Origin of the sequence: Nocardia spongicola, from assembly GCF_047200775.1 — a bacterium.
GTDB lineage: Bacteria > Actinomycetota > Actinomycetes > Mycobacteriales > Mycobacteriaceae > Nocardia.
In genome coordinates this window covers 1-22,265 of the sequence record NZ_JBJZOO010000007.1, presented here as the reverse complement: position 1 = coordinate 22,265, position 22,265 = coordinate 1, and the positions used below count along the sequence as shown (strand labels likewise).

The following is a 22,265-nucleotide window of genomic DNA, read 5'->3' as shown; positions in this document are numbered from 1 at the left end:
CCAAGCCGCGAAATCGGCGGGAGTGGCCCATTCGGTCGCGCGGCGGATTCTGATGGAAGCCGGCCTGGTCAGCGCGGTGAAGGCGGCCTATGGGAAGCCGGAGTCCAAGCGGCGGTTTCTCGAGCTGATCGCCTCGGGTTGGTCGGCGGCGCGAGCCGCGCGTGAGGTCGGGGCGAATGAGCGCACCGCTCGCGACTGGCGCCACGGTATTCGGCATACGCGCAACATGCGGATTTACCCGGATGGCAGGGTGGTGGACTACGGCACCGGCACCGGCACCGGCACCGGCTATGTAATTCCGGTGACCAAGATCAGCACAAGTGAGCCGCCCGTGATCAGCGGCCGGTACCTGTCGTTGGCCGACCGGATCGCGATCGCCGACGGACGGCACGCCGGGCAGACGATCACCGCGATCGCCGCGGGGATCGGCAAGCACAAGTCGACGGTCTCGCGGGAGGTGCCATCGCCAGCCCGATCGCAACCAGCATCGACGTCAGCTGGCTCGTGCGCCGCGACCATTTCACCGTCAGGCCGGCAACCTGTTCTGCGAAGGTCTTCGCCGAACAATCGCGGTTCGGGCAGAAGAACCGCCGAACTACCAGTTGAACGGTCACCACTCGGCCCGCGATCGCAGCATCGGCCAGCGTTCGCCGATAGCGGGAATGCACACGTGCCGAGACCGACTCGCATCCTTGACACCGAGCAGTCAGCGCGGCAACCACAGCCCGGAGAACCAGCCCATCGCCTTCGCTGTCGACCGCTTCTACCGCCAGATCAGCCAAGTGCGGCAACAACTTCTGAACAAGATCACCCGAGCACGCCCGACACCATTACCAAGCCGGGTACTCCGACGACAACATGCCGAGCATCGGGATCACGAAGACTGCGCCAGAGCCCGGATCTTCACATGGATCGCGTCCAGGAAGATCACCGGGTCCAGGGGCCGGTTCTGCCATTCGGCCATCCCGTCGATCACCTTGTCGGTGATCGTGGTGATCGTCTGTTTCGACACCTCGGCGCCGTAGACCTCACGCAGATGGGCGCTGATCTCACCGTGAGTCAGCCCTTTCGCCGACAACGACAGGATCATGTTCTCCACACCGTTGAGCCGACGCTGCCGTTTGCGCACGATCTGCGGTTCGAAACTCGACTCCCGATCCCGCGGGACATCGACCCAGACCAGCCCGATCTCGGTCAACACCGTCTTGGAGCGGGTCCCGTTACGGGAATTGCCCGTTCCGCGACCAACGGGGTCGCCGGCTTCGTAGCTGAGGTGGTCGGTGATCTCGCCTTCCAGGGCGGATTCGACCACCAGTTTCGTCAGCTGCTGCAGCAAGCTACCCTCGTCGGTCAGCTGCAGCCCGCTCTCACGAGCCTGTGCCACGAGCTGACCAACCAGGTCAGCATCCAGCGCTGCCTTCGCGCCTTTACGCTTCGCCACCACAGCAGTATCGGTCACGTCGGCGGTCATCACATCAGACATCAAGTGCCACTCCTTCATTCGGGAGTTACACCGTTGTATTTACAGTCCCGCGTAAAATACGGGTGCCGATCGGCGCCGCCTCGCATGCTTCGTGCCGCCGCCTTCCGAGAGGTGGCTCACTGGTGAACAAGAAACGGATGCATCGGCTATGGCAGGAAGAAGGCCTGCGGGTGGGTGAGCATCACCCGGGTAAACGCGCGGATGTTCCGTCGACACCACTGATTGATGCCGATGCTCTGAAGGTGCTGTGGGCGTTGGATTTCCAGCGGGTGAAAGCGGACGGCAACGAGGAACTACAAAGTTCGTGCACTGGTACAGTCCAAACCGCTATCGCCGAACAAGCATTTGATCGGCGGGGGACGGCGATGCACCTTGTTGGTCGCGAATACCGCTGGCGGCCAGCGCCCTCGCCTGAGAAGACCAGGAGGAGTACAAGTGAAAGCCATCATGGCGGCCAGCGCAGGCGTATTTGGACTGGCATGCACAATCGGCGTCGCAACGCCTGCACACGCAGTGTTCTATGTGGATGCGACGCCAGTAGGTCTCCGCTGCGAGCGCTCCGGCGGCCCTTACAATGAGATGATTGTCATGGTCAAGAACCTCGGACCGCGAACGATGTATTCCGCCAGGGCGTACATCCGGGTCCTGGGCGTCATGGAGAATAAGCAGCGACTCGGGGACCTCATATTGCCGCTGGGTGGACAGCAGACCGCCGGGATCGGCGGCATAGTCGAAGGTTTGCCGGGCGGAACGTATGACGTGTACGTAAACCTATATTCAAATCAGGACGAGGACCCCACCAACAACTCCGGAACCTTCACGGTCACCTGCCCTGCCCTGCCCGACCCCACACCTGCTCCTACCAACCCGGGCGGTACCGCCTCCTCGACCGGCTAGCCGGAACAGCCCATCGCCCGGCTCGGCGAGTAGCGAGTCCTACGTTGCGACACCGTGCAAATCCACGATCGCTTCAACCTGCCCAGCGTGTGCCGAGCAGGCCCGTCAGTTGCGGATCACCCAGCGCTACGACGGATGGCATGGTTGCCGGTTGCCGATAGTGCTCGTCGGAGCGTGCCAGCGTGGTCGCGGAGCCCACCAGCTGCGCGACCACCAGGCCACCGCCGACAACCGCACACCCCTATTACCGGAACCGCTCACGGGTGGGGTGGAGAATTCCGATGAGCCCGGTTGGGGAGATTCGGCGCAGTCAGGACATCTCGTCGCTGCCCTACAACCGGTGACGCCCTACCGGCCTGATCCGCAGAGCCGCTCTCTCCCCCCGCCCGAATCCCACAGATAGGCGGCAGAACATACGTGGGCCAACGCCCTACCGGCCGTTCCCTTCGGACCGGGACTTCTACTGCGCAGATGAGACCTCAGTCCCGCGTGGCGCCTTGCGGCCACACGACCTCGACCGGCACGCCACGTTCACGCGCGAGTTCGACCACAGTCCCGGTGCCGGCTTTCTGCCTGTCCTCGCCATCCCACACCGCGACCAGGCAATCCACCGACCCCACCACGACCTCGTTCGCGGCCTCGTAGGCTTCGCGGCCCGCGTCGTCGAAATTCATCACCCGCACCATGGTCGCGCGCTCCACGAGAGCGTCGAACAGCTGCGCGTGATCCGGTTTCACCTTCCGCTGGCGGTAGTCGCGTGAGGGCATCACAACCTCGAGCTGTCCGCCTGCGTCGAGCACCGCCTGTGTGAACACCGAATCAGCGCCACGCGCAATACAACTCACCCCAACGAGGGTGGCCGGATCGTGCTGTTCGAGCAGGGTGCGTACCGCGTCGTATACCAACGTCGCCGTGGCCTCGGTGATGTTCATGTGCCCGGTGACGCCGATACGCACCATGCCGATGTGCTCCTATGCTGTCGCGGCGAGCAGTGGTCGCATGCGCTCACGCAGATCGGCCACCGCCCGCACCGTCTCGAATCGGTTGGCATACATATAGGGCCGTATACGACCAGCGGACCGGCCTGATCGGATTCCGATTCGCCGGTTTCACGACCGTTGCGGTCGCGTGACCGTGTGACGGGTCGGCCCGGCCAGCGGGTTGGCTGCCGGGTTCCACTGCCCGGAGAGCGTGTCTTTCTGGTCGTTGGATGGTGTCGGTGCTGGTCAGGTGGCTTGCAGCCGGTCGGTGGCAGTCATGATGGGGGTGGTCCAGGGCCAGTGCCGGGAGAACCGGAGGTGGGTGCGGCGGGCGTGGCGGGCGACCCGGGCGGCGGAGAACAGTCGCAGCCGCAGCGTTTTCGGTGCCCACCGTCGTGCCGGAGTGGTGTCGAAGGCCAGCAGTTGCATCCATGTGATGAGTTCGCTCGCCAGACAGGCGATCTCGATCCAGATCCAGTTCTGGTCGAACCCGTGCAGCGGTAGGCCACGCAGGCCGGTGTCCTTCATCGATTTGATGCGGTCCTCGCAGCGGGCGCGGCGGCGGTGGCGTAGTTCCAGCATCGGGAGCTGCCCGATGTGGGTGTTGGTGGCGAACGCGGTCAACACCGACGCCGACTACGGCAACATGGCCCAGGCCGCCGTGAACACTATGGCGCAGAGCGAGGAACTCGGCCTTGCCAAGTCGTTCCTGGTATACGGTTCCGGCGCGGTGCATTCCTGGTCGGGTTCGAAATAGGTGGCGATATGACTGACAAGAACAGCAGGACGAATGATGTGCTGGCCCCAGCGACCTTCGGAGTCATCACCGGCGGAATACTGGCGGTGATCGCCTATTTCCCCCTGGTCGCGCTGCTGCAGAACGTCTTCGACGTCCCCGAGCTCACGGTGACTCCCAAGAAATACCGAGGCGACACGGAACCGATCTCGCTGTGGTATTGGATGACGTGGATGGTACCGGTAATCGTCGCGATTCCCACCGGATTGGCATTGTCCCGGTGGCGGCGCGTTCGGGTTTTCGCACTGGCGTCCACGGTGACGTTCGTCCTCGGCGCTGCCGCGGTCGCCGCTGTCGTGATTTCATTCGAGGTCAACGGATTCGCGCCCGACTGACCTGACCGGAGTAGCCGGGTCAGACGGAGACGGCGTGTTCGAACCACACGTTGTCGCCGTATCCGTACCGAATAGCGCCGAGGTCGACGATCACCTTCTCGGGGAGTTCGAATTCGCTCGCGTTGTAGACCGGGGCGGTCCGGCCGGACTCGTAGCCCAGGGCGCCGAAGATCCGCTGGATCGTGGTCGTTATCGCGTCCTGGCGAGTCGCGGCCGACTTCTTCAGCGCGTCGACGGCGGAGGTGATCTGAGATTTGGTCGGCTCGTCCATCGGCTGGTCGATCAGCTGCGCCCAACTGGCCAGGGGGAGCGTGAAATTGGCGAAGGTCATGCGCTTCGTGAGGGAGCCCGCCAGGTCCGCGGCCTGGTTGTAGACGAGCCGTTCGAGCAGTAACGCGCCGTTCTCGACGATCTTGGAGACCGCGTCGAGATCGATGCTGCGGGTGTCGAACGACTGTCCGAGGGTGGTCCCGGTAGCTCCGAACGCGGTCGCGGCTGCACCGGTCCAGTCGGCCTGTATCCACCCGGTGCCCGCGGATAGGTTCTGCGAGTGGGCGAAGTCGTTGATGCCGAGCAGGCCGATCCGCTTACCCACTCCCCGCAGCGCCTCCCAGTCCGCTTCCACCGGCGCCAGGTAATCGGCGACGGGCTTGATGCCGATGGTCCAGCCGAGCGGCTCGTCGTAGGAGGTGAGCAGCTCGACGCAGCCGGTGACGACCTGGCGGACCGTGTACTGGGCTTCCTCCGCGTTCTGCAGGCTGGGCTGCTGCAGGCCGGTGAATCGGCGGACGTCCCCGGCCGGGTTTGTCGCCGCGACACCCTGCCCGTCGGTCATGGTCGCCGCGGCCTGTTTGATCGAGACAGCGTGCTGCTCATCGGAATTTTTGTACGCGGTGGCCGCGATCCCCAGTCCGGAACCCAGCGTGCCGAGGACGCTCGTGTCTTTCTGATGGTCGCCGGACAGTGTGGTTTGCAGCTTGTGGATCGGCAGCGACAGCTGTGCCAGCTATCCGAATGTTCCGGCTGGTAGCGCTAAACCCGGTAGCAATCGGCCCGCGTTCTCGGTGAAATCGGCGCCGATGTCCTGGAGATCCAGTGTGAAGCCGGACAGCTTCCACACATCAACAGTGAAGTCGACCATTCCATCCCTCCGAGACAAACGCTGCGCACATGCTGACTCGGGACAACCGCAGCCGGGTCACCGAGGCTCGGGCCGGGTGAACCGGCAACCAATCCTGGCAACCAGCGAATCCAACTCGGCCACATTATGATCCAACACCACACACTACATCTACCAGCACGGCCTCAGGAGAGTGCCGTCACACTAGTCCGTGATCGCTTCCGGAATGCCCAATAGTGCCGCCTGCACCTCGTGCAGGCGGTGCACATCGCCACGGATGCCGGCGACATTGTCGTTGTACAGGAACCCTTCGCCGAGCCGGATCAGTGCGTAGGCCAGCAGTGCGGGCTCCAACGGTGGATGGTAGCCGTCCTCCTGCTCGACGCGGATGATCAACTCCCGCACCATACCGACGACCAATGGCTGCACGGGTCCGTCGCTCGCGGTCAGGATGCGTAGTCCCGACAGCGGCTCGTTCTCGAAGTAACGCCGGAATGGTTCGTTATCGCTCATCCAGCAGTTGACGCGGTAGAGCACGTCAAGGATGCGGTGGGCGCCGGTGGATCGGCGGCGGGTATCGGCGTGGGTGAGCAGGGTCTCGAACTCTCCGGCCAATACCGCGCCGAGTACGCCGTCCCTGGAGCCGAACCAGCGGTATATCGAAGCGCGGCTGAGCCCGAGTTGTCCGGCGATGGCCTGAATGTCCACGCGCTTACCGGAAAGGAAAGCCTGCCTGGCGTATTCGATGACCTGTTCCCTGGTCGCGGAGGCGGGCCTGCCGGGAGGGCGGGTGGTCCGCTGGCTGGAGAGGGTCATCGCCGAAATGATACACACCCCATTGTGTGTATCTAAATGGAGTGTGTTCAGAACCAGGTGTCTCGCATCTGCACTGTGGTGGTGTCCAGGTCGGCGAGTAGATCCAGTGCCGGTGCGGTCTTGGGTAGTTCGAAGTGGTAGAAGAACCGTGCGGCGTGCCGTTTGCCCTCGTAGAAGTCGCCGGGACGGTCCGAGGTGGCGAGGAACTGCTCCAGCCAGATCCAGGCGAGGACAATGTGGCCGAACGCTTCCAGGTACACCGAGCTGTTGGCCAGCGCGGCTTCGATGTCACCGGAGGCGAACATTCCAGCGGTCACTTCGACCAGCCGCTGCCAGGATGAATCCAAGGCGTCCGCGAGATCGGCTGCCTCGTCGCCTTTCGCACGTGCGGTGGCGATGGTCGTATCGATTCGTCCGCCGAGGGCGAGCAAGCTCGCACCACCCTGTTGGGTCACCTTGCGCCCCAACAGGTCCAATCCCTGGATGCCGTGGGTCCCCTCATGGATCGGGTTGAGCCGGTTGTCGCGGTAGTGCTGCTCCACGTTGTACTCGCGGGTGTAGCCGTAGCCGCCGAGCACCTGGATGGCGAGGCTGTTGGCCTCCAGGCACCATTGTGAGGGCCAGCTCTTGGCGATCGGAGTCAGGATGTCCAGTAGCAGGGTGACCGCATGGCGGTCTTCCTCGGAATCGGCGGTGCGCTGGTCGTCGACCAACCGCGCGCAGTAGAGCACCAGGGCCAGCGCGCCCTCCGCATAGGCTTTCTGCGCCAACAGCATTCGCTTCACATCGGCGTGTTCGATGATCGGCCGCTGCGGCGAGGCCGGGTCGGCGGGCAGTTTGGCCCGCCCCTGTGTGCGGGTGCGGGCGTAGTCGAGTGATTCCAGATAGCCGGTATACCCGAGTGCGGCGGCGATCAGGCCGACGCCGATCCGCGCCTCGTTCATCATGTGGAACATGTAGGTGAGTCCGCGATGCGGTTCGCCGACCAGATAGCCGATGGCGCCGGGTGCGCCACCAGGCTGCCTGCGGCCTTCGCCGAAGTTCAGCACGGTGTTCACCGTGCCACGGAAACCCATCTTGTGGTTGAGCCCGGCCAAGGCCACATCATTGCGTTCGCCGAGGGTGCCGCCGTCGTCCACCAGGAATCGGGGCACCACGAACAGCGAGATCCCCTTGGTGCCCGCCGGACCACCCGGGATCTTGGCCAGCACCAGGTGCACGATGTTCTCGCCGAGTTCGTGATCGCCGCCGGAGATCCACATCTTGGTGCCGAACAGCCGGTAGGTGCCATCCGCTTGCGGCTCGGCGCGGGTGACGATATCGGCCAGCGACGAACCGGCTTGCGGCTCCGACAGGCACATGGTGCCGAAGAAACGACCCTCCAGCATCGGCCGGACGAACTTCTCGATATGCTCCGGACCACCGTGGGCGAGCAGCAGATTCGCGTTGGCCATGGTGAGGAACGGATAGGCTGCGGTACCCGGGTTGGCCGCCTGGAACCAGGCGTAGCTCGCCTGTGAGACGGTCACGGGCAACTGCGTGCCGCCCAGTTCGTAATCCATCGCGGCCGTGGCCAGCCCGGCCTCGGCGAACGCGTCCAGCGCCCGGCCGATCTCGGGGATGAGCGTGACACGTTCCCCGTCGAAGGTCGGCTCGTTGCTGTCGTTGAGCTTGTTGTGCGGCGCGAAGTACTTGGTGGCCAGCTGCTCGCTGAGCTCGAGTGCGGCATCGAAGGTCTCCCGCGAGTGTTCGGCGTATCGCTCGCGTTTGATGAGCTCCTCGGTATTCAGCCACTCGTAGAGCAAGAAGTCGAGATCGCGCCGGGACAACAGGGTCGACCGCATCAGCCAGTCCTTTCGAGACATGTTCGGCACACCGTATCTTACGTGGAGCATGCGTAGATAGCCTCCGGCGCGTGGATTCCGCGGCAACCGGGTGTCGGACCGGCCCGGTAGGTTCGCGATCGTGAACGGGGACTGCGAATACAACGGTCGGGTGTTGTGTCGGGGTAGAGCGGGGCGCCCTGATCGAGCAGGCGTTGTACACATCTCGACCCCGGTGTATGGCCCGCCATGTCGGGCTACGAGCCGGCTCCGCTGCGAGCGCGCAGGGCCATCTCCCGGTCTGCGAGGATCTGGGAGCGACGCTGTGCCATTGCCTGAGCGGGAGAGGTTCCGGAGATGATCGCTTGGTAGACGGCACGGGCATCTTCGAGCGCGTCTCGGGCTCCTACGCCTGCGGCGGGGGTGATGGCGTGGTCGGCGTCGCCGACGAGCAGCACGGGCAGTGTGGGGGTGGCGGCGGTTTCGAGGGGGACGGTGCGGGCGTTGCTGACGTGCACCACATCGGTGTGCTCGAGCAGGGTGCCGACCAAGGCTTGGTTCGAGGGTGCCGCCCGGAGGACGGTGTCGGACCATTCGCTGATCGGACGGAAACCGAGGTCGTCGGTGTCGGTCAGGGGGTCGCGGGCAATGCGGATGAACCAGAGCGCGTTCGGGTCGCCAGGGCGCCAGATGTGTCCGAGTGTGCTCGACGACGCGCCATTGTCGTCGATTTCTGCGAAGAAGTGCAGTACGGCGGATTCGGTGGGCAGTTCGAGCGGTGTGCTGGTGATGCCGTAGAGCACGACATCACCAGCGAAGACTGGTATCCGGTTGGGTTCCAGGCGTTTCCGGACCACCGAGTCGATGCCGTCTGCGGCCACGACCAGACTGTCGTCGATAGTGGTGGTCTGGTCGCCTCGGTGGACGATGCAGCCGGTATCGGTGAGGGTGACGTCGGTGACGGCTTGGCCGTAGCACAATTCGGCCCCGGAGTCGGCGACGAACTCGGTCAGGATGTGCATGAGGGCGCTACGCATCCAGAATCGGTGTCCGCGGCTCATCTGGGCCCGCCGTCCGGTGCTTGTGACATATTTCAGCGCGGTGACCGGATAAGATGCGGCGTGCAGGGTGGATTCGTCGACGCCGAGGTCGTGTAGCGCCGCGTGTCCACGCTCGTCGATGAATAGGAACATGCCACCACTGAGCCCGCCCGGCTGCTGCTCGAAAAGGGTCGCCTTGTCTCCGTGGCGGGCCAGTGCGCCGGCGAGAACGGTCCCGGCAATTCCGCCGCCGATGATCGTCACCATTCGTTTTCTCCTACTCGGTTGTTCTGAGTCGTGCGTAGCTGCGGGCCAGTGGAATCAGTTGATCGCGTCCGTTGGTTCGGGGGTCGGTGAGGATCGGCACCGCAGGAACCGATTCGTGCGGTTGATGGAGGGAGCCTTCGCGGTACAGCCGGTACAGCACTGCGGCGACGGCGTCGGGGTTCTGGTGGTCGTCGGGATCGAGTTCGGCGGCGATCTTGGGTGACAGCCTGACCAGTCGGTCCCGACACTCGATGCGGGCGGTGGTACGTGCGGTATGCGGACGCAGCATGATCGGCTTCCAGCCGCTGCGGGGGAAGGAAAGCTCGGGTGCGACCCGACTCAGGTCGTCGCGTAGGTGGCGCATGGCGCGCAGATCGAACAAGGCGATCCAGGTGGCGCGGAGCTGGCGGGTTCGGTGTGCGATGGCGACGGCACCGAAGCTGATCACCAGCATGAGGCAGCCTCCGATGAACCCGACGAACAGGAACACTCCGAGTGGACCGTCGATGTTGGCGTGCGGCCCGTCGGGTGAACTGGTACCGGATCTGTAGCCGACCCAGTAGGAGTAAGGCGTGAACGCGCTGACTGCGGCGAGTAGCCATAGTGCCGCGGCGCCGAGACCGAGCGCGAAGCGCAGAGATCCCAACGCACGGCGTGCTAGTCGGGTGGCGAGAAGGCCGGCTCCGAGACAGGCGACCGGGAAGAAGATCGCGGTCGACACGTAGTAGGTGAGGGTGTCGGTGTGCTGGAAATCCCACAGCTGTCGTCCTGGGGTGACGGTGACGCCTGAGCCAAGGACCGCGGCAGCGGAGATTCCGCCGATGACGGTGACGGTGAAGGCGACGCGCCGTCCTCTGTCGGTGCCGTCTGCGGCGGCGTAGTAGCCGGTCAGTGCGCTGAACATGATGAATAGGAACACTGTCTTGATGGCAGCTGTGAGGTAGGTGTACGCAGATCCGCTGTCGGACTGTGCATTGGCGAGTGCTTCGAAGATCAGGCTTCCGCCGAGAGCGAGGATCGCGACCGTGATAGACACCGATTCGGGCGTGGGCCGACGGCGCCGTATCTGCCAGCACCGCCACAACCCGATGACCAGCACGAGTCCGATGCGGACGGGCAGGTTGTAAGTCGAGTCGTATGTCATGTGTCACCACCCGATCCGGTCTTGGAGGGTCTGTGCCAGGCGTTCGACACGGGGGTCGGGCTGGGTGGGCAGCCGTGCGTCGGAGTCCAGGTCCAGAAGCGTGCCGATCGCGCGGGCGACGAATTCGGCATCACGCTCGCCGGGGGTGGAATAGTCGGCAGTGCGGTGGGCATTGCCCAGGGCCGGGAGATCATCGAGGGGTTCGAAGGTTTCGAGCATGATGTGCGCGACTTCGTGCAGGACGATGTGTGCCTGGTGTTCGGGTGTGGTCGCGGATTGCACGAAGATGACGTATCCCAGGGTGTCGGTGTAATCGGTGAACCCGAGCATGGCGTCGGCCATGAGGTTGGTCGGATAGATGATGATCGATAGATCCAGCGCTGACGCCACAGCGTCGATGATGCCCCCGACGCCGTCCGACGGTTCCACGCTGAGCAGGCGCAGAAGGCGGATGACTCGACGTCGCAGCATCTGGTAGCGCACGACCTCGGGTATCTGGTGTGGTGGCGTGGCGACGAGCGGGGTAGCTAGTGCGTCATTCCCCCTTGTTGTTCGATTCACGCATCTTATCTGCAAGATCGAGCAGCTCCTCGACCTGCTTCAGTGCGGGATCGTTGAGTTGTGCCAGCCGAAATGCAATCTTGCGCACGGCGGGTGGCAGTTCGGGTACGGGCTCGGGCACGACATCGGTGTGCAGCGGCTTGGGATCGCCGCCGTAGAATGTGCGTGCTGCCGATTCCTCCTTCCAGCCGAACAGTTCTTCGTAGGCTGTGAATGTCTGGGCGCGGGGAGTTCCACCTTTGGCGTTCTCGACGTTGTACTGGGTCATCACACCCAGCCCGACCTTCTCCTGCACTTTCTCGCGGGTGAGGCCCCTCCGCTTGCGCTCGGTCTGGATGATTCGACCGAACCGGGCTGGATCTCCCTCCAAGTGCGATTTGTATATCACTTGTTTCCCCTCGGTTCCATCGATGTTGGTCAGGTGATAGACCGTTCCAGTGCCTACATTGTGCCCACATGTAGGCACTGACCTGTATCAATATCCCACCGATCGTAAGTCGGGTACATCTGCGGTTGCGGTGCGCGCAGTGTGGGGAACCTGTTCCTATCTGCATACTGTAGATGGAATGTATTTGAAGTATCGCTGTATTGTCGCTTAGATGTATGGTTCCAGGCAACCTACATCACCAAACAAACGGGGAACTGTGAGGCCACCGCCGAGGGGCCGAGGCCACAGTATGCCGAGCAGGGGCGTTCGATGAGTACATCAGGGACACAGGGAGATTCGGGGCTGCGGTACGGCCCGTCGGACCAGGTTCGTTCGGGCCGGCAGCTCGTCGACCTGCCGGCCGGGGGCTTGGACACGCAGCCCACGTCAGACGAGTGCGTCTGGGTCTCGCTTGTAGCCGGCTTGCACCTCGGCCGGCGAGATGCCCAGTGCCGGAATCAGTTGGGGGGCGCTGCTCGAAAACCCGGTTCGCCATCGCCGGATACAGCCGAGGTACGCACGTCGCGTCGCTGTTCGTCAGGGATGTCGGCCAAGGCCGGGGCCCGGTCCCGGTCCCGGCGGACCGGATGGCGGCAGTAGCGCTGTTCGGTGGCCCGACCCGCAACACCGGGGCCGCCCGGTTCCCCGGAGGAGGGGACCGGGGAACTCCAGCGGCGGCCCCTGGGGTAGCTCGGCGCAGACCAGGTCGCAGGCCGGGTGGCGAGTTTCTGCTCGGCCGGTGACCCGGTCTGCGACGCACCCGACAACGCACCGTTGTTGCCCACGGTCGCGAACATCGCCGCGTAAGTCGAATTCAGTGGTGAGCCGTTGCAGCCCAGTGGTTTTCGTAACAAAGCTACTTGGCCTGCTGTCGAATGTTCCGAGGTCGTTCAGCGTCACGGTTCCTACGCCGATCATCCGGTGACCACCGATGGCAAGTCCGCGACGAAGTTCGTCGCCGATTGGTTCGTCGCGGCCGCGAAGGATCTCGCCGGGATTGCCGTGAGCGCCCCCGCCGAGTCGAGACCGGCGTCGACATCCGCGGGCACGCCCGTATCAGTCCATTCGCGTCAGCCGCGCGATGACGGTCGCGGCCATCGCCGCCGGGTCGCCGTGGTCGGGTCGTAGCACGATCTCGGCATCGACCGGTGCCTCATAGGGATCGTCGATGCCGGTGAAGCCGCGGATCTCGCCTGCGCGCGCTTTGGCATACATGCCCTTGGGATCGCGGGCTTCGCAGACCGCTAGTGGGGTGTCGACGAATACCTCCACGAAGGGGATATCCGCCGCCTCGTGCGCGGCCCGAACCCGGTCGCGGTCGGCTCGGTATGGACTGATCAACGAGACAACCGCCACCACGCCTGCTTCGGCGAACAGTTTGGCCACCTCGCCGACGCGCCGGACGTTCTCCGCCCGATCCGCCGCACTGAATCCGAGGTCGGCGTTGAGCCCGTGCCGTAGATTGTCGCCGTCCAAGAGGAATGCCGGGCGGCCCGCGGCCACCAGGTGGCGCTCCAGTTCCACTGCGACAGTGGATTTTCCGGAACCGGACAGGCCGGTCAACCAGACGGTCAGCCCCTTGGTGGCGCGCTCGTCCCGCTCGACTGCGGTGGAATGCCAGACCACGCGGGTGGAGGGGAGGGTGGGGCCGGTGATCATGCCCGCGGCGACGGTGTTGTTGGTGGTGTCGTCGACCAGGATGAAGCTGCCGGTGGTTCGGTTGCGCCGATACGGGTCGAACAGCATCGGCTGCCGGGTGCGTAACTGAACTCGGCCGATTTCATTGAGCGACAACGATTCCGCGTGTTCATCGCGATGCAGGGTGTTGACGTCGAGCCGATAGTCGAGGGAGCGGACCTCGACGGTCGCCGCACGAGTGGTGTGCCGGATGGTGTAGGTCGCGCCAGGGGTGAGCTGGGTGTCCTCGGCGAACCAGCACACCATCGCATCGAGGTCGCGGCCGGTGTGCGGGCGGTTGTTCGGGCGGCAGATCAGATCGCCGCGCGCGATATCGAGCTCATCGGTGAGCTGGACGGTGATCGCTTGCGGGGGGAAGGCTTCCTGGATGGGTATGCCGCCAGGGCCCCAGAGCGCTGCGACGGTGGTGGTGAATCCGGAGGGCATCACGGTCACTTCGTCGCCCGGTTTGAACACCCCGCCCGCGACGGTGCCCGCGTAACCGCGGAAATCTCGAGCGTGCTTGCGCGTAACGTACTGCACCGGGAAACGCGCATCGATCAGGTTGCGGTCGGAGGCGATATGCACTTCTTCGAGATGGTGTAGCAGGGGAGTGCCCTCATACCACGGCATACCGGTGCCTCGGTGCACGATATTGTCGCCGTGCAGCGCCGATACCGGCACGAAGGTGAGGTCGGCGACGTCGAGTTTGGCGGCGAATCGCGCGAACTCCTCCCTGATCTCCTCGAACCGCTGTTGTGACCAGTCGACCAGGTCCATTTTGTTCACGCACAGCACCAGATGCGGGATGCCGAGAAGGCCGGCGAGGAAGGCGTGGCGGCGGGTTTGCTCTACCACGCCCTTGCGGGCGTCCACCAGGATCAGCGCCAGATCGGCGGTCGAGGCGCCGGTCACCATATTGCGGGTGTACTGCACATGGCCCGGGGTGTCGGCGATGATGAATTTTCTTCTCGGTGTGGCGAAATAGCGGTGTGCCACGTCGATGGTGATGCCCTGTTCGCGTTCGGCGCGCAGGCCGTCGGTCAGCAGGGCCAGGTTCGGGTAGTCGTCGCCGCGCTCACGGCTGGTGCGTTCCACCGCGGCGAGCTGGTCGGTGAAGAGGGTTTTGGAGTCGAACAGCAGTCGGCCGATGAGAGTCGATTTGCCGTCGTCGACGCTGCCCGCGGTGGCGAGGCGCAATAGTGTGGTTGTCATCAGAAATAACCTTCGCGTTTGCGGTCTTCCATACCCGCTTCGGAGATGCGATCGTCGGCGCGCGTGGCGCCGCGCTCGGTGACCCGTGCTGCGGCGACCTCGGCTACCACCTCCGCGGGAGTGGCCGCGGTGGATTCGACGCATCCGGTGCAGGTCGCATCGCCGACGGTCCGGAAGCGCACGGTGGCCGTATAGGGATGCTCACCGTCGAGCAGGGTGAGGAAACGGGTGTGTGCCAACAGCATTCCGTCGCGTTGCACCACGGGTCTGCGGTGCGCGTAATACAGCGGGGGTAGCTCGATGCCCTCGGCGGCGATATAGCTCCAGATATCGAGCTCGGTCCAGTTCGACAGTGGAAAAACCCGGATGTGCTCGCCGGTGCGATGCCTGCCGTTGTACAGGTGCCACAGCTCGGGGCGCTGTCTGCGTGGGTCCCATTGACCGTATTCGTCACGGAAGCTGAACACCCGCTCCTTGGCGCGGGCCTTCTCCTCATCGCGGCGCGCGCCACCGAAGACCGCGTCGAACGCTCCCTCGCGGATCGCGCGCAGCAGTGTCGCCGTTTGCAACCGATTACGGGAAGCGCGTGGTCCGCTCTCCTCTACTACGCGCCCCGCATCGATATCGTCCTGCACCCGTCCGACGACCAGACGTAATCCCAGGCGCGACACAGTCGCATCGCGGTAGGCGATCACCTCGTCGAAGTTATGTCCGGTATCGATATGCAGTACCGGGAACGGTAGCGGGGCGGGCCAGAAAGCCTTGGCCGCCAGGTGCAGCATCACCACCGAATCCTTGCCGCCGGAGAACAGCAGTACCGGGTGTTCGAATGTCGCGGCTACTTCACGGAATATATGTGCCGACTCGGCCTCGAGCGCGTCCAGATGAGGGAGCTCGTAGGTGCTCGCCGTCGACTTTGTGTACTGGCTCACACCAAAAAATTAGAACACGTTCATGGCGTTGGTCAATGGTTTGTCACCGCCGGAGCGCACGGTCACCGCATCGGCGGCCGCCACAAGTGCGGCGCCGCGCCTGGCGATTTCGGCCCCGGTGATCGAGGCGCCGACATACATCGTGAGCACCATGTTCTGCCTGCCGTCGCCGCCGTAGGTCGGTGCGGCCAGCAGGCTTACCGGGTGTTCTTTGCGGGGCCGCAGATTCGATCCCAGGTAGACCCGCTCACCGAGGGTCGTCACTAGTTCGCCGACGAGTTCGCGCAGTTCAGGAGGGAGATCGCGGTCGGAGACTCCGGCAAGTAGTGCGTAGAGCCGCTGCCCGGCGGTGGTCATGCTCTCCACCAGGAATCCGCGTTCACGGCATTCGGCGACGACTTGGCGCAGGCGCGTCTCATCCTGCTGTAACGGCACCACGGGCGGCGTGGCCAGCCAGGAATCGAAGGCCGTTTCGGTGTCCCAGAGCACGTACATCAGCCCGACCGGCGGTGCGAAACGGTAGGCCGCGCCCACCTTGACCCGGCCGGGCCCGGTGCTTTCCAGCACCATGATCTGTTCGCCGACCACCGCGGAGGCGGTGCAGGTCGTGCGATAGCGCACGGTGAGTTTCTCCAGCTCTTCGCGGGCCAAGGCGGAGATGGCGAAGCCGTCCTGCGCGACCCGGCCTGCCGCGATCAGCGCGGGTCCGAGGCCGTAGGTGCGGTGATCGGCATCGCGAACCAGGTATCCGCCCGCGGTCAGTTCGGTGAGGATGCCGAGGCAGGTCGGTTTGGCCAGATCCAGCTCGCGGGCCAGCTCGGAGAGGCCGAAGCGTTTGCCGCGCTGCGCGACGAAGAAATCCAGGACCCGAATCACTCGTGCGGTGGGCGCGGACCGGCGGCCGACTCCACTCCCCGGTGTCTCCTTGTGCGTGGGCATTGACCACTCCTAGAACACGTTCTAATCTTTCCTTTATCGAAATGTACCAGAGTGGTACATATTTGGAACAACGGAGAGTGCCTCTTGCTGACACAGCCGTTCGCGGACGCCATCGCCGCTGCCGAGCAGATCATCACCGCGGCCGCGCACATCCGCACCGAGCAGGACCTCGTCGAGGGCTATGACTATCTGGCAGGCAGTATCCGCGCGTCATTACAGATGGCATGGGCCTATGAGCGGGACTTCCCGTTCTTCGTGCAGTCCACTGGGCCGTACACCAAGATGGGACTGGACAATCCGGACACCTTGTATTTCCACTCCTACCTGCGGCCGGACGCGGAGTACGTGGTGACAGGTACCCGAGGCACCACACGTGATCTGAGCTTCCAGGTGCTCAACGGCGACTATTCGCCGGTGGACGTACCCGACAGTCTCACCGCGTTCGACGATCGAGCGTTCGAGATCGATGCGCAGGGGCGCTATGAACTCCGGTTCGGCCCCGGTGCGGCGCGTCCCGGGTATGTGCACCTCGGCTCCGATGCGGCGATGCTCGTGGTCCGCGAGGTCTACAGCGATTGGGCGACCGAGAAACCGGGCACGATTCGCATCCAGCGAGTCGACAAGATCGGCGCCGCACCACCCCCGCTGACCAAGGACCTACTGACCAAGCGGTACGGCGTAGCGGGCAAGATGCTGGTATCGCGGTTGCGGACCTTCCTCGCCTTTCCCGAATGGTTCTATCTGAACCTTCCGGTGAACACGATGACCGAGCCGAGGCAGACGCCGGGCGGGCTCAGCACCCAGTTCTCCTCCGTCGGTCACTACGACCTGGACGACGGCCAGGCGATGATCATTACGGTGCCGAAATCCGACGCGCCGTATCAAGGCTTTCAGCTCGGCAGCATGTGGTACCTGTCGCTGGACTACATCAACCATCAGACCAGCCTCACCGCCGACCAGGCGCAGGTGGATCCGGACGGGATGATCCGGCTTGTGGTCAGCGAGCGCGATCCCGGCCTGACCAATTGGATCGAACGCACCGGACACGCGCGGGGATACCTGCAGCTGCGCTGGCAGCGGCTGTCCAGGGAGATGAAGCCCGATGATGGACCGACAGTAGACATCGTGCCGGTCGCCGAGCTGCCCGAGCGTCTGCCGTTCTACGACCTGGCGTGTGTCACGCCGGAGCAGTGGTGCGCTCGTATCGCGGCGCGTCAGGTGGCCGTCGCGGAGAGGATGCTCGGCTGATGTTGTTGCGGGACAAAGTAGTTGTGGTCTCCGGGGTCGGTCCGGGGCTCGGGCGCGCTATCGCCGTGCAGAGCGCGAAAGCCGGCGCCGATCTGGTGCTCGCCGCGCGGACCGAAGCACGGTTGACCGAGGTGGCCAAGGAGATCACCGAGCTCGGCAGACGAGCCGTGGTCGCGGTAACCGATATCAACGACGAGGCCGCGGCCGCACAGCTGGTCGAGACCGCGCACAGCGCATTCGGCCGGGTGGACACGCTGGTGAACAATGCCTTCGCGATTCCGCCGATCGCGGATCTCGCCGATGTCGACCTGGATCAGGTGCGGGCGGGCTTCGAGACCAATGTTCTGGCTGCACTGCGGCTGACCAGGCTTTTCGTGCCCGCTCTCACCGAGACCAAGGGCTCGGTGGTGATGATCAACTCGGCGGTGCTGCGGCATTCGCGGCGCACCTTCGGACCGTACAAGATGGCCAAGGCCGGCCTGCTCGCCTTGGCGCAGAGCCTGGCCACCGAACTCGGGCCGAAGGGTATCCGGGTGAACTCGGTCGCGCCGGGATACATCTGGGCCGACAACCTGAAGTGGTACTTCAACTACCTCGCCCAACAGCGGGGGATTACCGCCGAGGAGGTCTACGCCGAGACCGCGAAAACCATCGACCTGCGCAAACTGCCCGAACCCGATGAGATCGCCGATGCGGTCGTGTTCTTCGCTTCCACTATGGCGCGGGCCATCACCGGCGCGTGCCTGGACGTCAACGCCGGCGAATACCACCACTAGGCGCGCAGCGCGCACCACTATCGCGCAGCGCGCTCCCATCCAGAACTGCTGCGGGTGTTCCGCACATATATTGAGGAGATGACCGTGATCGGCAGGGACGACGTCGGGACCATCGATGGTCTGCACGCCTCGGCGACCAAGGTGGTCGGGCTGGACGACTTCGGCGCCGACGACTATCGGGAGGGGCTCGAGGTGCTGCTCGAGTCCTATGCCGCCGACGCCGAACTCACGCCGTTCGGCAACAAGGTGCACCGTGCGTTCCTGCGCGGTGCGCTGATTGCCCGGCTGCTCAGCGAGGCGGCGTGGCGACAGTTTCCGGAATACGCCGATGTGGCGATCGAACGGCCGATCTTCGTGACCGGTCTGCCGCGCTCCGGCACGACTGCGGTGCACCGCCTGTTGCACGCGGATCCGGCGCACCAAGGGCTGGAGATGTGGCTGGCCGAGCTGCCGCAACCCCGCCCGCCACGGGAGACCTGGGCGAGCAACCCGATGTATCAGCGCATCGCGGCCGCCTACGACAAGCACCACATAGAGCATCCGGAGTTCATGGGTGTGCACCACATCTCGGCAGATCAGGTCGAGGAGTGCTGGTATCTGCTGCGCCAGTCGATCATGTCGGTGTCTTATGAATGCCTGGCCTACCTGCCCCGTTATTCCGAATGGCTGCGCGACCAGGATTGGACTCCGGTCTATCGCAGATATCGGCGCAATCTCCAGTTGATCGGGCTGCAGGACGCCGGGAAACGATGGGTGCTCAAGAATCCCGGCCACCTGTTCGCGCTGGACGCCCTCTTAGCGGCCTATCCGGATGCGCTGGTCATCCAGATGCACCGCGATCCGCGGACCATCATCGCCTCGGTGTGCAGCCTCAACGAACAAGCCTCGGCGGGCTGGTCGGAGAAGTTCCGCGGGCCGGTGATCGGCGCGACACAGCTGGATCTGTGGGCCCGCGGCGCCGACCGTTTCCTCGCCGATCGCAAGCGACACAACCCGGCGCAGTTCTGCGATATCGATTACGACGAGTTCGTCGCCGACCCGATGGGCACGGTGGAGTCGATCTATCGGCACTTCGAACTTCCGCTCACCGAGGAGGCGACTACGGCGATGGCCGCTTTGCACACGGAGAGCACCGCGGGAGCCGCGCGCCCGGCGCATCGATACACCCTCGACGATTTCGGCCTGACCGCTCAGCAGGTGGATGCCCGGTTCGCCGTATACAGGGAAGCGCATTTTCCGGGACGGTGATCGGCTGCCGCCCGCCGTTCCCGGTACGTGACCGGCGGGCAGCATCCGGCCTGTCTGGGAGGTCGCTCCGGTTCACCGACCGGGTTCAGCCTGCGGGCAGGGCTCAGGGCTGGCCCGGTTTGAGGACGATGAACAGGCCGTGCGCTTCGGCGCAGAGCCGGTCGCCGTCGTGCAGGGTGGCGCGGACATAGACTTTGCGTCCTTCGCTGTGCTCGGCCCACGCCCGTACCGACAGTTCGGTGTTCAAGGGAGTGACCGAGCGATAGTCGACGGTCAGTGAAGCGGTCCTGGTCACCGAGCCCGTATGTACGGCAGCGGCCATGCCGAGCAGATCGTCGAAGACCGTCGCGATCTGGCCACCGTGGGCGGCGCTGTTACCACCGAGATGAAAGGTACGAAAGGTGATGCGCGCGTCGATGCCCTGCTGGTCGATATGGTCGATCAGGAACGGTGGCAGCGTGATGTTGCCGCGAGCGGGCAGGTCGAAGCGAGTCCAGCTGGGGGTCGACCATTCGTCCACCACGGCGTCGTCGAGTTTGTCGTTCAGTTCCTTCAGCATGCCGATCGCTTCCAGCGCCAGCTCGTCGGAGGGACTGGCCAGGCGTACCCGGTCCATCAGGCCACGTATTTCTTCGATGAACTGGCCATAGTGGGGTCCGCCTCGGGCGATATCGACGTTCTTCGCTGCTTCGTGGGCAGCGGTCAGCTCACTCAACGGCCGGAACCCGCCCTCGTGATGCTCTTTGTCTGGCAGCGGGTCGGCGTGCAGTTCTTTCATGGGGCACAAATTATCGGTTGCCCGGTGGATGCTCGTCGGGTGGGTGCGGGTCCTCGCGTGTGCCACGGCACCGCATAGGCTGGGATACGACCGGAATCGCGCCGCCCTGAATGGCACCGGCATATTCGGGCGGCCCGCCGTGCGATCCGGCTCGTGATCGGTATCTGACCACGTCGGCTGGCGAAAGGCGCTGTGTACATGGGTATCACTGCGGTCGTTTTCGATATGGATGGCGTCTTGATCGATTCCGAGCCGATCTGGGAACAGGTGCGGCGTGGATATGTTGCGGAGCGAGGCGGGCAGTGGCTGCCGGAGACCCAGGAGCGGTTGATGGGGATGAGTACCGATGAATGGGCGGTGTACCTCAGTGCCGAGCTCGGTGTCGACGCGCCGCCGGAGATCGTCGCGCGTGAGGTGATCGAGCGGATGGCGGCGCGCTATGCCGAGGCCGTTCCGCTGCTGCCCGGTGCGGTCGAGGCCGTACAGCGGATCAGTGAGCAATGGCCGCTCGGCCTGGCCAGTTCGTCACCACGCGCGCTGATCGATACCGTGCTGCGGCGGACAGGGCTGATCGAGTACTTCACCGTCACTTTCTCCACCGAGGAAGTGGATCGGGGTAAACCCGCACCCGATGTCTATCTGACGGTCGCGGCTTTCCTCCGGCAACAGCCCACCCATTGCGCCGCAGTGGAGGACTCGGGCAATGGGCTACGCGCGGCCCATGCCGCGGGTATGCGTGTCATCGCCGCGCCGCGGCCGGAGTACCCGCCCGCGCCGAATGCGCTGGCACTGGCCACCCGGGTGATCTCAGGACTCGACGATCTCACTCCCGCGCTGATCACCGGTTGAATCGCTGCCACGGCGCCGAGTGGTGAGGCACGCCGACTCCAGCGCCTTTCCGGTGTTCGAACGTCGCACTCGGGCAGACTGACACGATGAGCATCGACCCCACCGATGTGCGCGTCCACGCGGGAGATGGGACACCGCTGCCGGGATCGACCGAGCACGCGCTCAGCGATTTCCTCGATGTACCGCCCGGCCCGGACTGCCCGATCCTCGAGCTCAGCCGGGCAGGCGCCCATGAGATCCGGGCCAAGTTGCTGTCCGACGGTATGTACGAACTGGAACATCGGGCGGGGTCGCCGACCGAGTCCTTCCAGATGTACACCTCCGACGCGGTGCTGGTCCGGGATGTGTTGTGGTCTTGGCTCTCCGGTGATCCCTGGTGGCGGGAGGCGGTGGCGTGGTACCCGGTGGACCCGGAGGTCGCCGAGTTACGGGCTGTGCACGACGAACTGGCCGAACTACTGGACTGCCTCACCGGGATGAGTGATCTGACCGAGGGGATGAACGCGGCACTGGCCCGCGCCGAGGAGTTGATGGCGCCGGAGCGCGCCGAACGTGGCAGGTCGGATTCATCCGATCCGGTCTGAGCACATGTGGATCAGGGACCGCGATTCATCGGGTTTCCCGCAGCGGTACTCGAATGTCCGCATAAGGATCTGTTCGCATAAGTAGTAGGCAGAGTGCCATCGAAACAGCTCAGCTCTCGTATATCAGCAGTACAACGCGGTTTATGGACCTCGGGCTCTGGCTTGCGAAACACTGCCGCGACAGCTGCGGGGAAGTATTGTTCGGTGGCTTGAGTCACATTTGTGTGATTCGAGCGGTTTTTCGTGCCGATGTCATTCGTCCGACCTGCGGAAACGCGCCGTTGTCCAGGCGATTTGACGTAGTGTTTTCCGCCGCGTAACTTATTCCAT

Annotated in this window: 24 protein-coding genes and 3 pseudogenes; 9 read left to right on the top strand and 18 right to left on the bottom strand. The window is 64.4% G+C overall.

What is annotated here, in order from left to right; genetic code table 11:
- Positions 1–52 precede the first annotated feature (52 nt).
- Positions 53–448 (top strand): annotated as a pseudogene (locus tag ACL02S_RS15135) (helix-turn-helix domain-containing protein); the annotation flags it as partial.
- On the opposite strand, the gene ACL02S_RS15130 reads toward ACL02S_RS15135, so the two are convergent.
- Together ACL02S_RS15130 and ACL02S_RS15125 are read right to left on the bottom strand one after the other, a co-directional pair.
- Positions 405–722, bottom strand: a complete 318-nt coding sequence (locus ACL02S_RS15130) for a transposase family protein (protein ID WP_412803054.1) — start codon at positions 720–722, stop codon at positions 405–407. The pseudogene ACL02S_RS15135 and the gene ACL02S_RS15130 overlap by 44 nt on opposite strands.
- 173 nt (positions 723–895) lie before the next feature.
- Positions 896–1,483 (bottom strand): annotated as a pseudogene (locus ACL02S_RS15125) (transposase); the annotation flags it as partial.
- A 435-nt stretch (positions 1,484–1,918) separates the two neighbouring features.
- Here ACL02S_RS15125 and ACL02S_RS15120 point away from each other — a divergent pair.
- Positions 1,919–2,380: a hypothetical protein gene (locus ACL02S_RS15120; RefSeq protein ID WP_412803053.1), complete on the top strand. Its 462-nt coding sequence runs from the start codon at positions 1,919–1,921 to the stop codon at positions 2,378–2,380.
- Positions 2,381–2,453: 73 nt separating this feature from the next.
- On the opposite strand, the gene ACL02S_RS15115 is transcribed toward ACL02S_RS15120, so the two are convergent.
- The 3 genes and pseudogenes from ACL02S_RS15115 to ACL02S_RS15105 all read right to left on the bottom strand — a co-directional run.
- Entirely contained in the window at positions 2,454–2,594 is a 141-nt protein-coding gene (locus ACL02S_RS15115) for a hypothetical protein (RefSeq protein ID WP_412803052.1), read from the bottom strand.
- A 265-nt stretch (positions 2,595–2,859) separates the two neighbouring features.
- Positions 2,860–3,339, bottom strand: coding sequence for a hypothetical protein (locus tag ACL02S_RS15110; protein ID WP_412803051.1), 480 nt, complete (start codon positions 3,337–3,339; stop codon positions 2,860–2,862).
- A gap of 267 nt (positions 3,340–3,606) precedes the next feature.
- Positions 3,607–3,984, bottom strand: a pseudogene (locus ACL02S_RS15105) (transposase); the annotation flags it as partial.
- Between ACL02S_RS15105 and ACL02S_RS15100 the strand changes: the two are divergent.
- Both ACL02S_RS15100 and ACL02S_RS15095 read left to right on the top strand, forming a co-directional pair.
- A complete protein-coding gene (locus ACL02S_RS15100) occupies positions 3,956–4,117 on the top strand; it encodes a hypothetical protein (protein ID WP_412803245.1) in 162 nt (53 codons plus the stop codon). The pseudogene ACL02S_RS15105 and the gene ACL02S_RS15100 sit on opposite strands and share 29 nt — an antisense overlap.
- A gap of 8 nt (positions 4,118–4,125) precedes the next feature.
- On the top strand, positions 4,126–4,491 hold the full coding sequence (locus ACL02S_RS15095) for a hypothetical protein (protein WP_412803050.1): 366 nt from the start codon (positions 4,126–4,128) through the stop codon (positions 4,489–4,491).
- A 19-nt stretch (positions 4,492–4,510) separates the two neighbouring features.
- On the opposite strand, the gene ACL02S_RS15090 is transcribed toward ACL02S_RS15095, so the two are convergent.
- The 12 genes from ACL02S_RS15090 to ACL02S_RS15035 form a co-directional block, all read right to left on the bottom strand.
- Positions 4,511–5,326 (bottom strand): hypothetical protein, encoded by an 816-nt coding sequence (locus tag ACL02S_RS15090; RefSeq protein WP_412803049.1) that lies wholly within the window; start codon positions 5,324–5,326, stop codon positions 4,511–4,513.
- A gap of 171 nt (positions 5,327–5,497) precedes the next feature.
- Complete coding sequence (locus ACL02S_RS15085; protein ID WP_412803048.1) at positions 5,498–5,632, bottom strand: hypothetical protein; 135 nt, start codon at positions 5,630–5,632, stop codon at positions 5,498–5,500.
- A 183-nt stretch (positions 5,633–5,815) separates the two neighbouring features.
- Positions 5,816–6,427 carry a QsdR family transcriptional regulator gene (locus ACL02S_RS15080; RefSeq protein WP_412803047.1) on the bottom strand — a complete coding sequence of 204 codons (612 nt, stop codon included), beginning with the start codon at positions 6,425–6,427 and terminating at the stop codon, positions 5,816–5,818.
- A gap of 47 nt (positions 6,428–6,474) precedes the next feature.
- Positions 6,475–8,271, bottom strand: a complete 1,797-nt coding sequence (locus ACL02S_RS15075; protein ID WP_412803046.1) for an acyl-CoA dehydrogenase — start codon at positions 8,269–8,271, stop codon at positions 6,475–6,477.
- Positions 8,272–8,507: 236 nt separating this feature from the next.
- Entirely contained in the window at positions 8,508–9,557 is a 1,050-nt protein-coding gene (locus ACL02S_RS15070; protein ID WP_412803045.1) for an FAD-dependent oxidoreductase, read from the bottom strand.
- A 10-nt stretch (positions 9,558–9,567) separates the two neighbouring features.
- Positions 9,568–10,593, bottom strand: a complete 1,026-nt coding sequence (locus ACL02S_RS15065) for a hypothetical protein (protein WP_412803044.1) — start codon at positions 10,591–10,593, stop codon at positions 9,568–9,570.
- Between the two features lie 111 nt (positions 10,594–10,704).
- On the bottom strand, positions 10,705–11,262 hold the full coding sequence (locus tag ACL02S_RS15060) for a hypothetical protein (protein WP_412803043.1): 558 nt from the start codon (positions 11,260–11,262) through the stop codon (positions 10,705–10,707).
- Positions 11,237–11,650 carry a hypothetical protein gene (locus tag ACL02S_RS15055; protein WP_412803042.1) on the bottom strand — a complete coding sequence of 138 codons (414 nt, stop codon included), beginning with the start codon at positions 11,648–11,650 and terminating at the stop codon, positions 11,237–11,239. The genes ACL02S_RS15060 and ACL02S_RS15055 overlap by 26 nt, the downstream gene beginning before the upstream one ends.
- 497 nt (positions 11,651–12,147) lie before the next feature.
- Positions 12,148–12,486: a hypothetical protein gene (locus tag ACL02S_RS15050; RefSeq protein ID WP_412803041.1), complete on the bottom strand. Its 339-nt coding sequence runs from the start codon at positions 12,484–12,486 to the stop codon at positions 12,148–12,150.
- Between the two features lie 259 nt (positions 12,487–12,745).
- Positions 12,746–14,581: an adenylyl-sulfate kinase gene (gene cysC / locus ACL02S_RS15045; protein WP_412803040.1), complete on the bottom strand. Its 1,836-nt coding sequence runs from the start codon at positions 14,579–14,581 to the stop codon at positions 12,746–12,748.
- Positions 14,581–15,513: a sulfate adenylyltransferase subunit CysD gene (gene cysD / locus ACL02S_RS15040; protein WP_412803039.1), complete on the bottom strand. Its 933-nt coding sequence runs from the start codon at positions 15,511–15,513 to the stop codon at positions 14,581–14,583. The genes cysC and cysD overlap by 1 nt, the downstream gene beginning before the upstream one ends.
- A gap of 9 nt (positions 15,514–15,522) precedes the next feature.
- Positions 15,523–16,452, bottom strand: coding sequence for a helix-turn-helix domain-containing protein (locus tag ACL02S_RS15035; protein WP_412803038.1), 930 nt, complete (start codon positions 16,450–16,452; stop codon positions 15,523–15,525).
- A gap of 84 nt (positions 16,453–16,536) precedes the next feature.
- Between ACL02S_RS15035 and ACL02S_RS15030 the strand changes: the two genes are divergently transcribed.
- The 3 genes from ACL02S_RS15030 to ACL02S_RS15020 all read left to right on the top strand — a co-directional run bounded on the left by ACL02S_RS15030 (position 16,537) and on the right by ACL02S_RS15020 (position 19,724).
- Complete coding sequence (locus ACL02S_RS15030; protein WP_412803037.1) at positions 16,537–17,700, top strand: hypothetical protein; 1,164 nt, start codon at positions 16,537–16,539, stop codon at positions 17,698–17,700.
- Positions 17,700–18,476 (top strand): SDR family oxidoreductase, encoded by a 777-nt coding sequence (locus tag ACL02S_RS15025; RefSeq protein ID WP_412803036.1) that lies wholly within the window; start codon positions 17,700–17,702, stop codon positions 18,474–18,476. The genes ACL02S_RS15030 and ACL02S_RS15025 overlap by 1 nt, the downstream gene beginning before the upstream one ends.
- Before the next feature lie 78 nt (positions 18,477–18,554).
- On the top strand, positions 18,555–19,724 hold the full coding sequence (locus tag ACL02S_RS15020; protein WP_412803035.1) for a sulfotransferase family protein: 1,170 nt from the start codon (positions 18,555–18,557) through the stop codon (positions 19,722–19,724).
- Positions 19,725–19,827: 103 nt separating this feature from the next.
- On the opposite strand, the gene ACL02S_RS15015 is transcribed toward ACL02S_RS15020, so the two are convergent.
- A complete protein-coding gene (locus ACL02S_RS15015; protein ID WP_412803034.1) occupies positions 19,828–20,502 on the bottom strand; it encodes a PaaI family thioesterase in 675 nt (224 codons plus the stop codon).
- 198 nt (positions 20,503–20,700) lie between these two features.
- On the opposite strand from ACL02S_RS15015, the gene ACL02S_RS15010 reads away from it, so the two are divergent.
- Positions 20,701–21,351 (top strand): HAD family hydrolase, encoded by a 651-nt coding sequence (locus ACL02S_RS15010; RefSeq protein ID WP_412803033.1) that lies wholly within the window; start codon positions 20,701–20,703, stop codon positions 21,349–21,351.
- 86 nt (positions 21,352–21,437) lie between these two features.
- A complete protein-coding gene (locus tag ACL02S_RS15005) occupies positions 21,438–21,935 on the top strand; it encodes a hypothetical protein (RefSeq protein ID WP_412803032.1) in 498 nt (165 codons plus the stop codon).
- Positions 21,936–22,265: the final 330 nt, after the last annotated feature.

Coding starts and splice junctions, on each gene's coding strand:
- ACL02S_RS15090 (WP_412803049.1), bottom strand. CDS start 5,326: ATGACCGACGGGCAGGGTGTCGCGGCGACAAACCCGGCCGGGGACGTC.
- ACL02S_RS15070 (WP_412803045.1), bottom strand. CDS start 9,557: ATGGTGACGATCATCGGCGGCGGAATTGCCGGGACCGTTCTCGCCGGC.
- ACL02S_RS15100 (WP_412803245.1), top strand. CDS start 3,956: ATGTGGGTGTTGGTGGCGAACGCGGTCAACACCGACGCCGACTACGGC.
- ACL02S_RS15085 (WP_412803048.1), bottom strand. CDS start 5,632: ATGGTCGACTTCACTGTTGATGTGTGGAAGCTGTCCGGCTTCACACTG.
- cysC (WP_412803040.1), bottom strand. CDS start 14,581: ATGACAACCACACTATTGCGCCTCGCCACCGCGGGCAGCGTCGACGAC.
- ACL02S_RS15080 (WP_412803047.1), bottom strand. CDS start 6,427: ATGACCCTCTCCAGCCAGCGGACCACCCGCCCTCCCGGCAGGCCCGCC.
- ACL02S_RS15025 (WP_412803036.1), top strand. CDS start 17,700: ATGTTGTTGCGGGACAAAGTAGTTGTGGTCTCCGGGGTCGGTCCGGGG.
- ACL02S_RS15110 (WP_412803051.1), bottom strand. CDS start 3,339: ATGGTGCGTATCGGCGTCACCGGGCACATGAACATCACCGAGGCCACG.
- ACL02S_RS15075 (WP_412803046.1), bottom strand. CDS start 8,271: ATGCGGTCGACCCTGTTGTCCCGGCGCGATCTCGACTTCTTGCTCTAC.
- ACL02S_RS15005 (WP_412803032.1), top strand. CDS start 21,438: ATGAGCATCGACCCCACCGATGTGCGCGTCCACGCGGGAGATGGGACA.
- ACL02S_RS15095 (WP_412803050.1), top strand. CDS start 4,126: ATGACTGACAAGAACAGCAGGACGAATGATGTGCTGGCCCCAGCGACC.
- ACL02S_RS15020 (WP_412803035.1), top strand. CDS start 18,555: ATGACCGTGATCGGCAGGGACGACGTCGGGACCATCGATGGTCTGCAC.
- ACL02S_RS15035 (WP_412803038.1), bottom strand. CDS start 16,452: ATGCCCACGCACAAGGAGACACCGGGGAGTGGAGTCGGCCGCCGGTCC.
- ACL02S_RS15010 (WP_412803033.1), top strand. CDS start 20,701: ATGGGTATCACTGCGGTCGTTTTCGATATGGATGGCGTCTTGATCGAT.
- ACL02S_RS15015 (WP_412803034.1), bottom strand. CDS start 20,502: ATGAAAGAACTGCACGCCGACCCGCTGCCAGACAAAGAGCATCACGAG.
- ACL02S_RS15050 (WP_412803041.1), bottom strand. CDS start 12,486: ATGTTCGCGACCGTGGGCAACAACGGTGCGTTGTCGGGTGCGTCGCAG.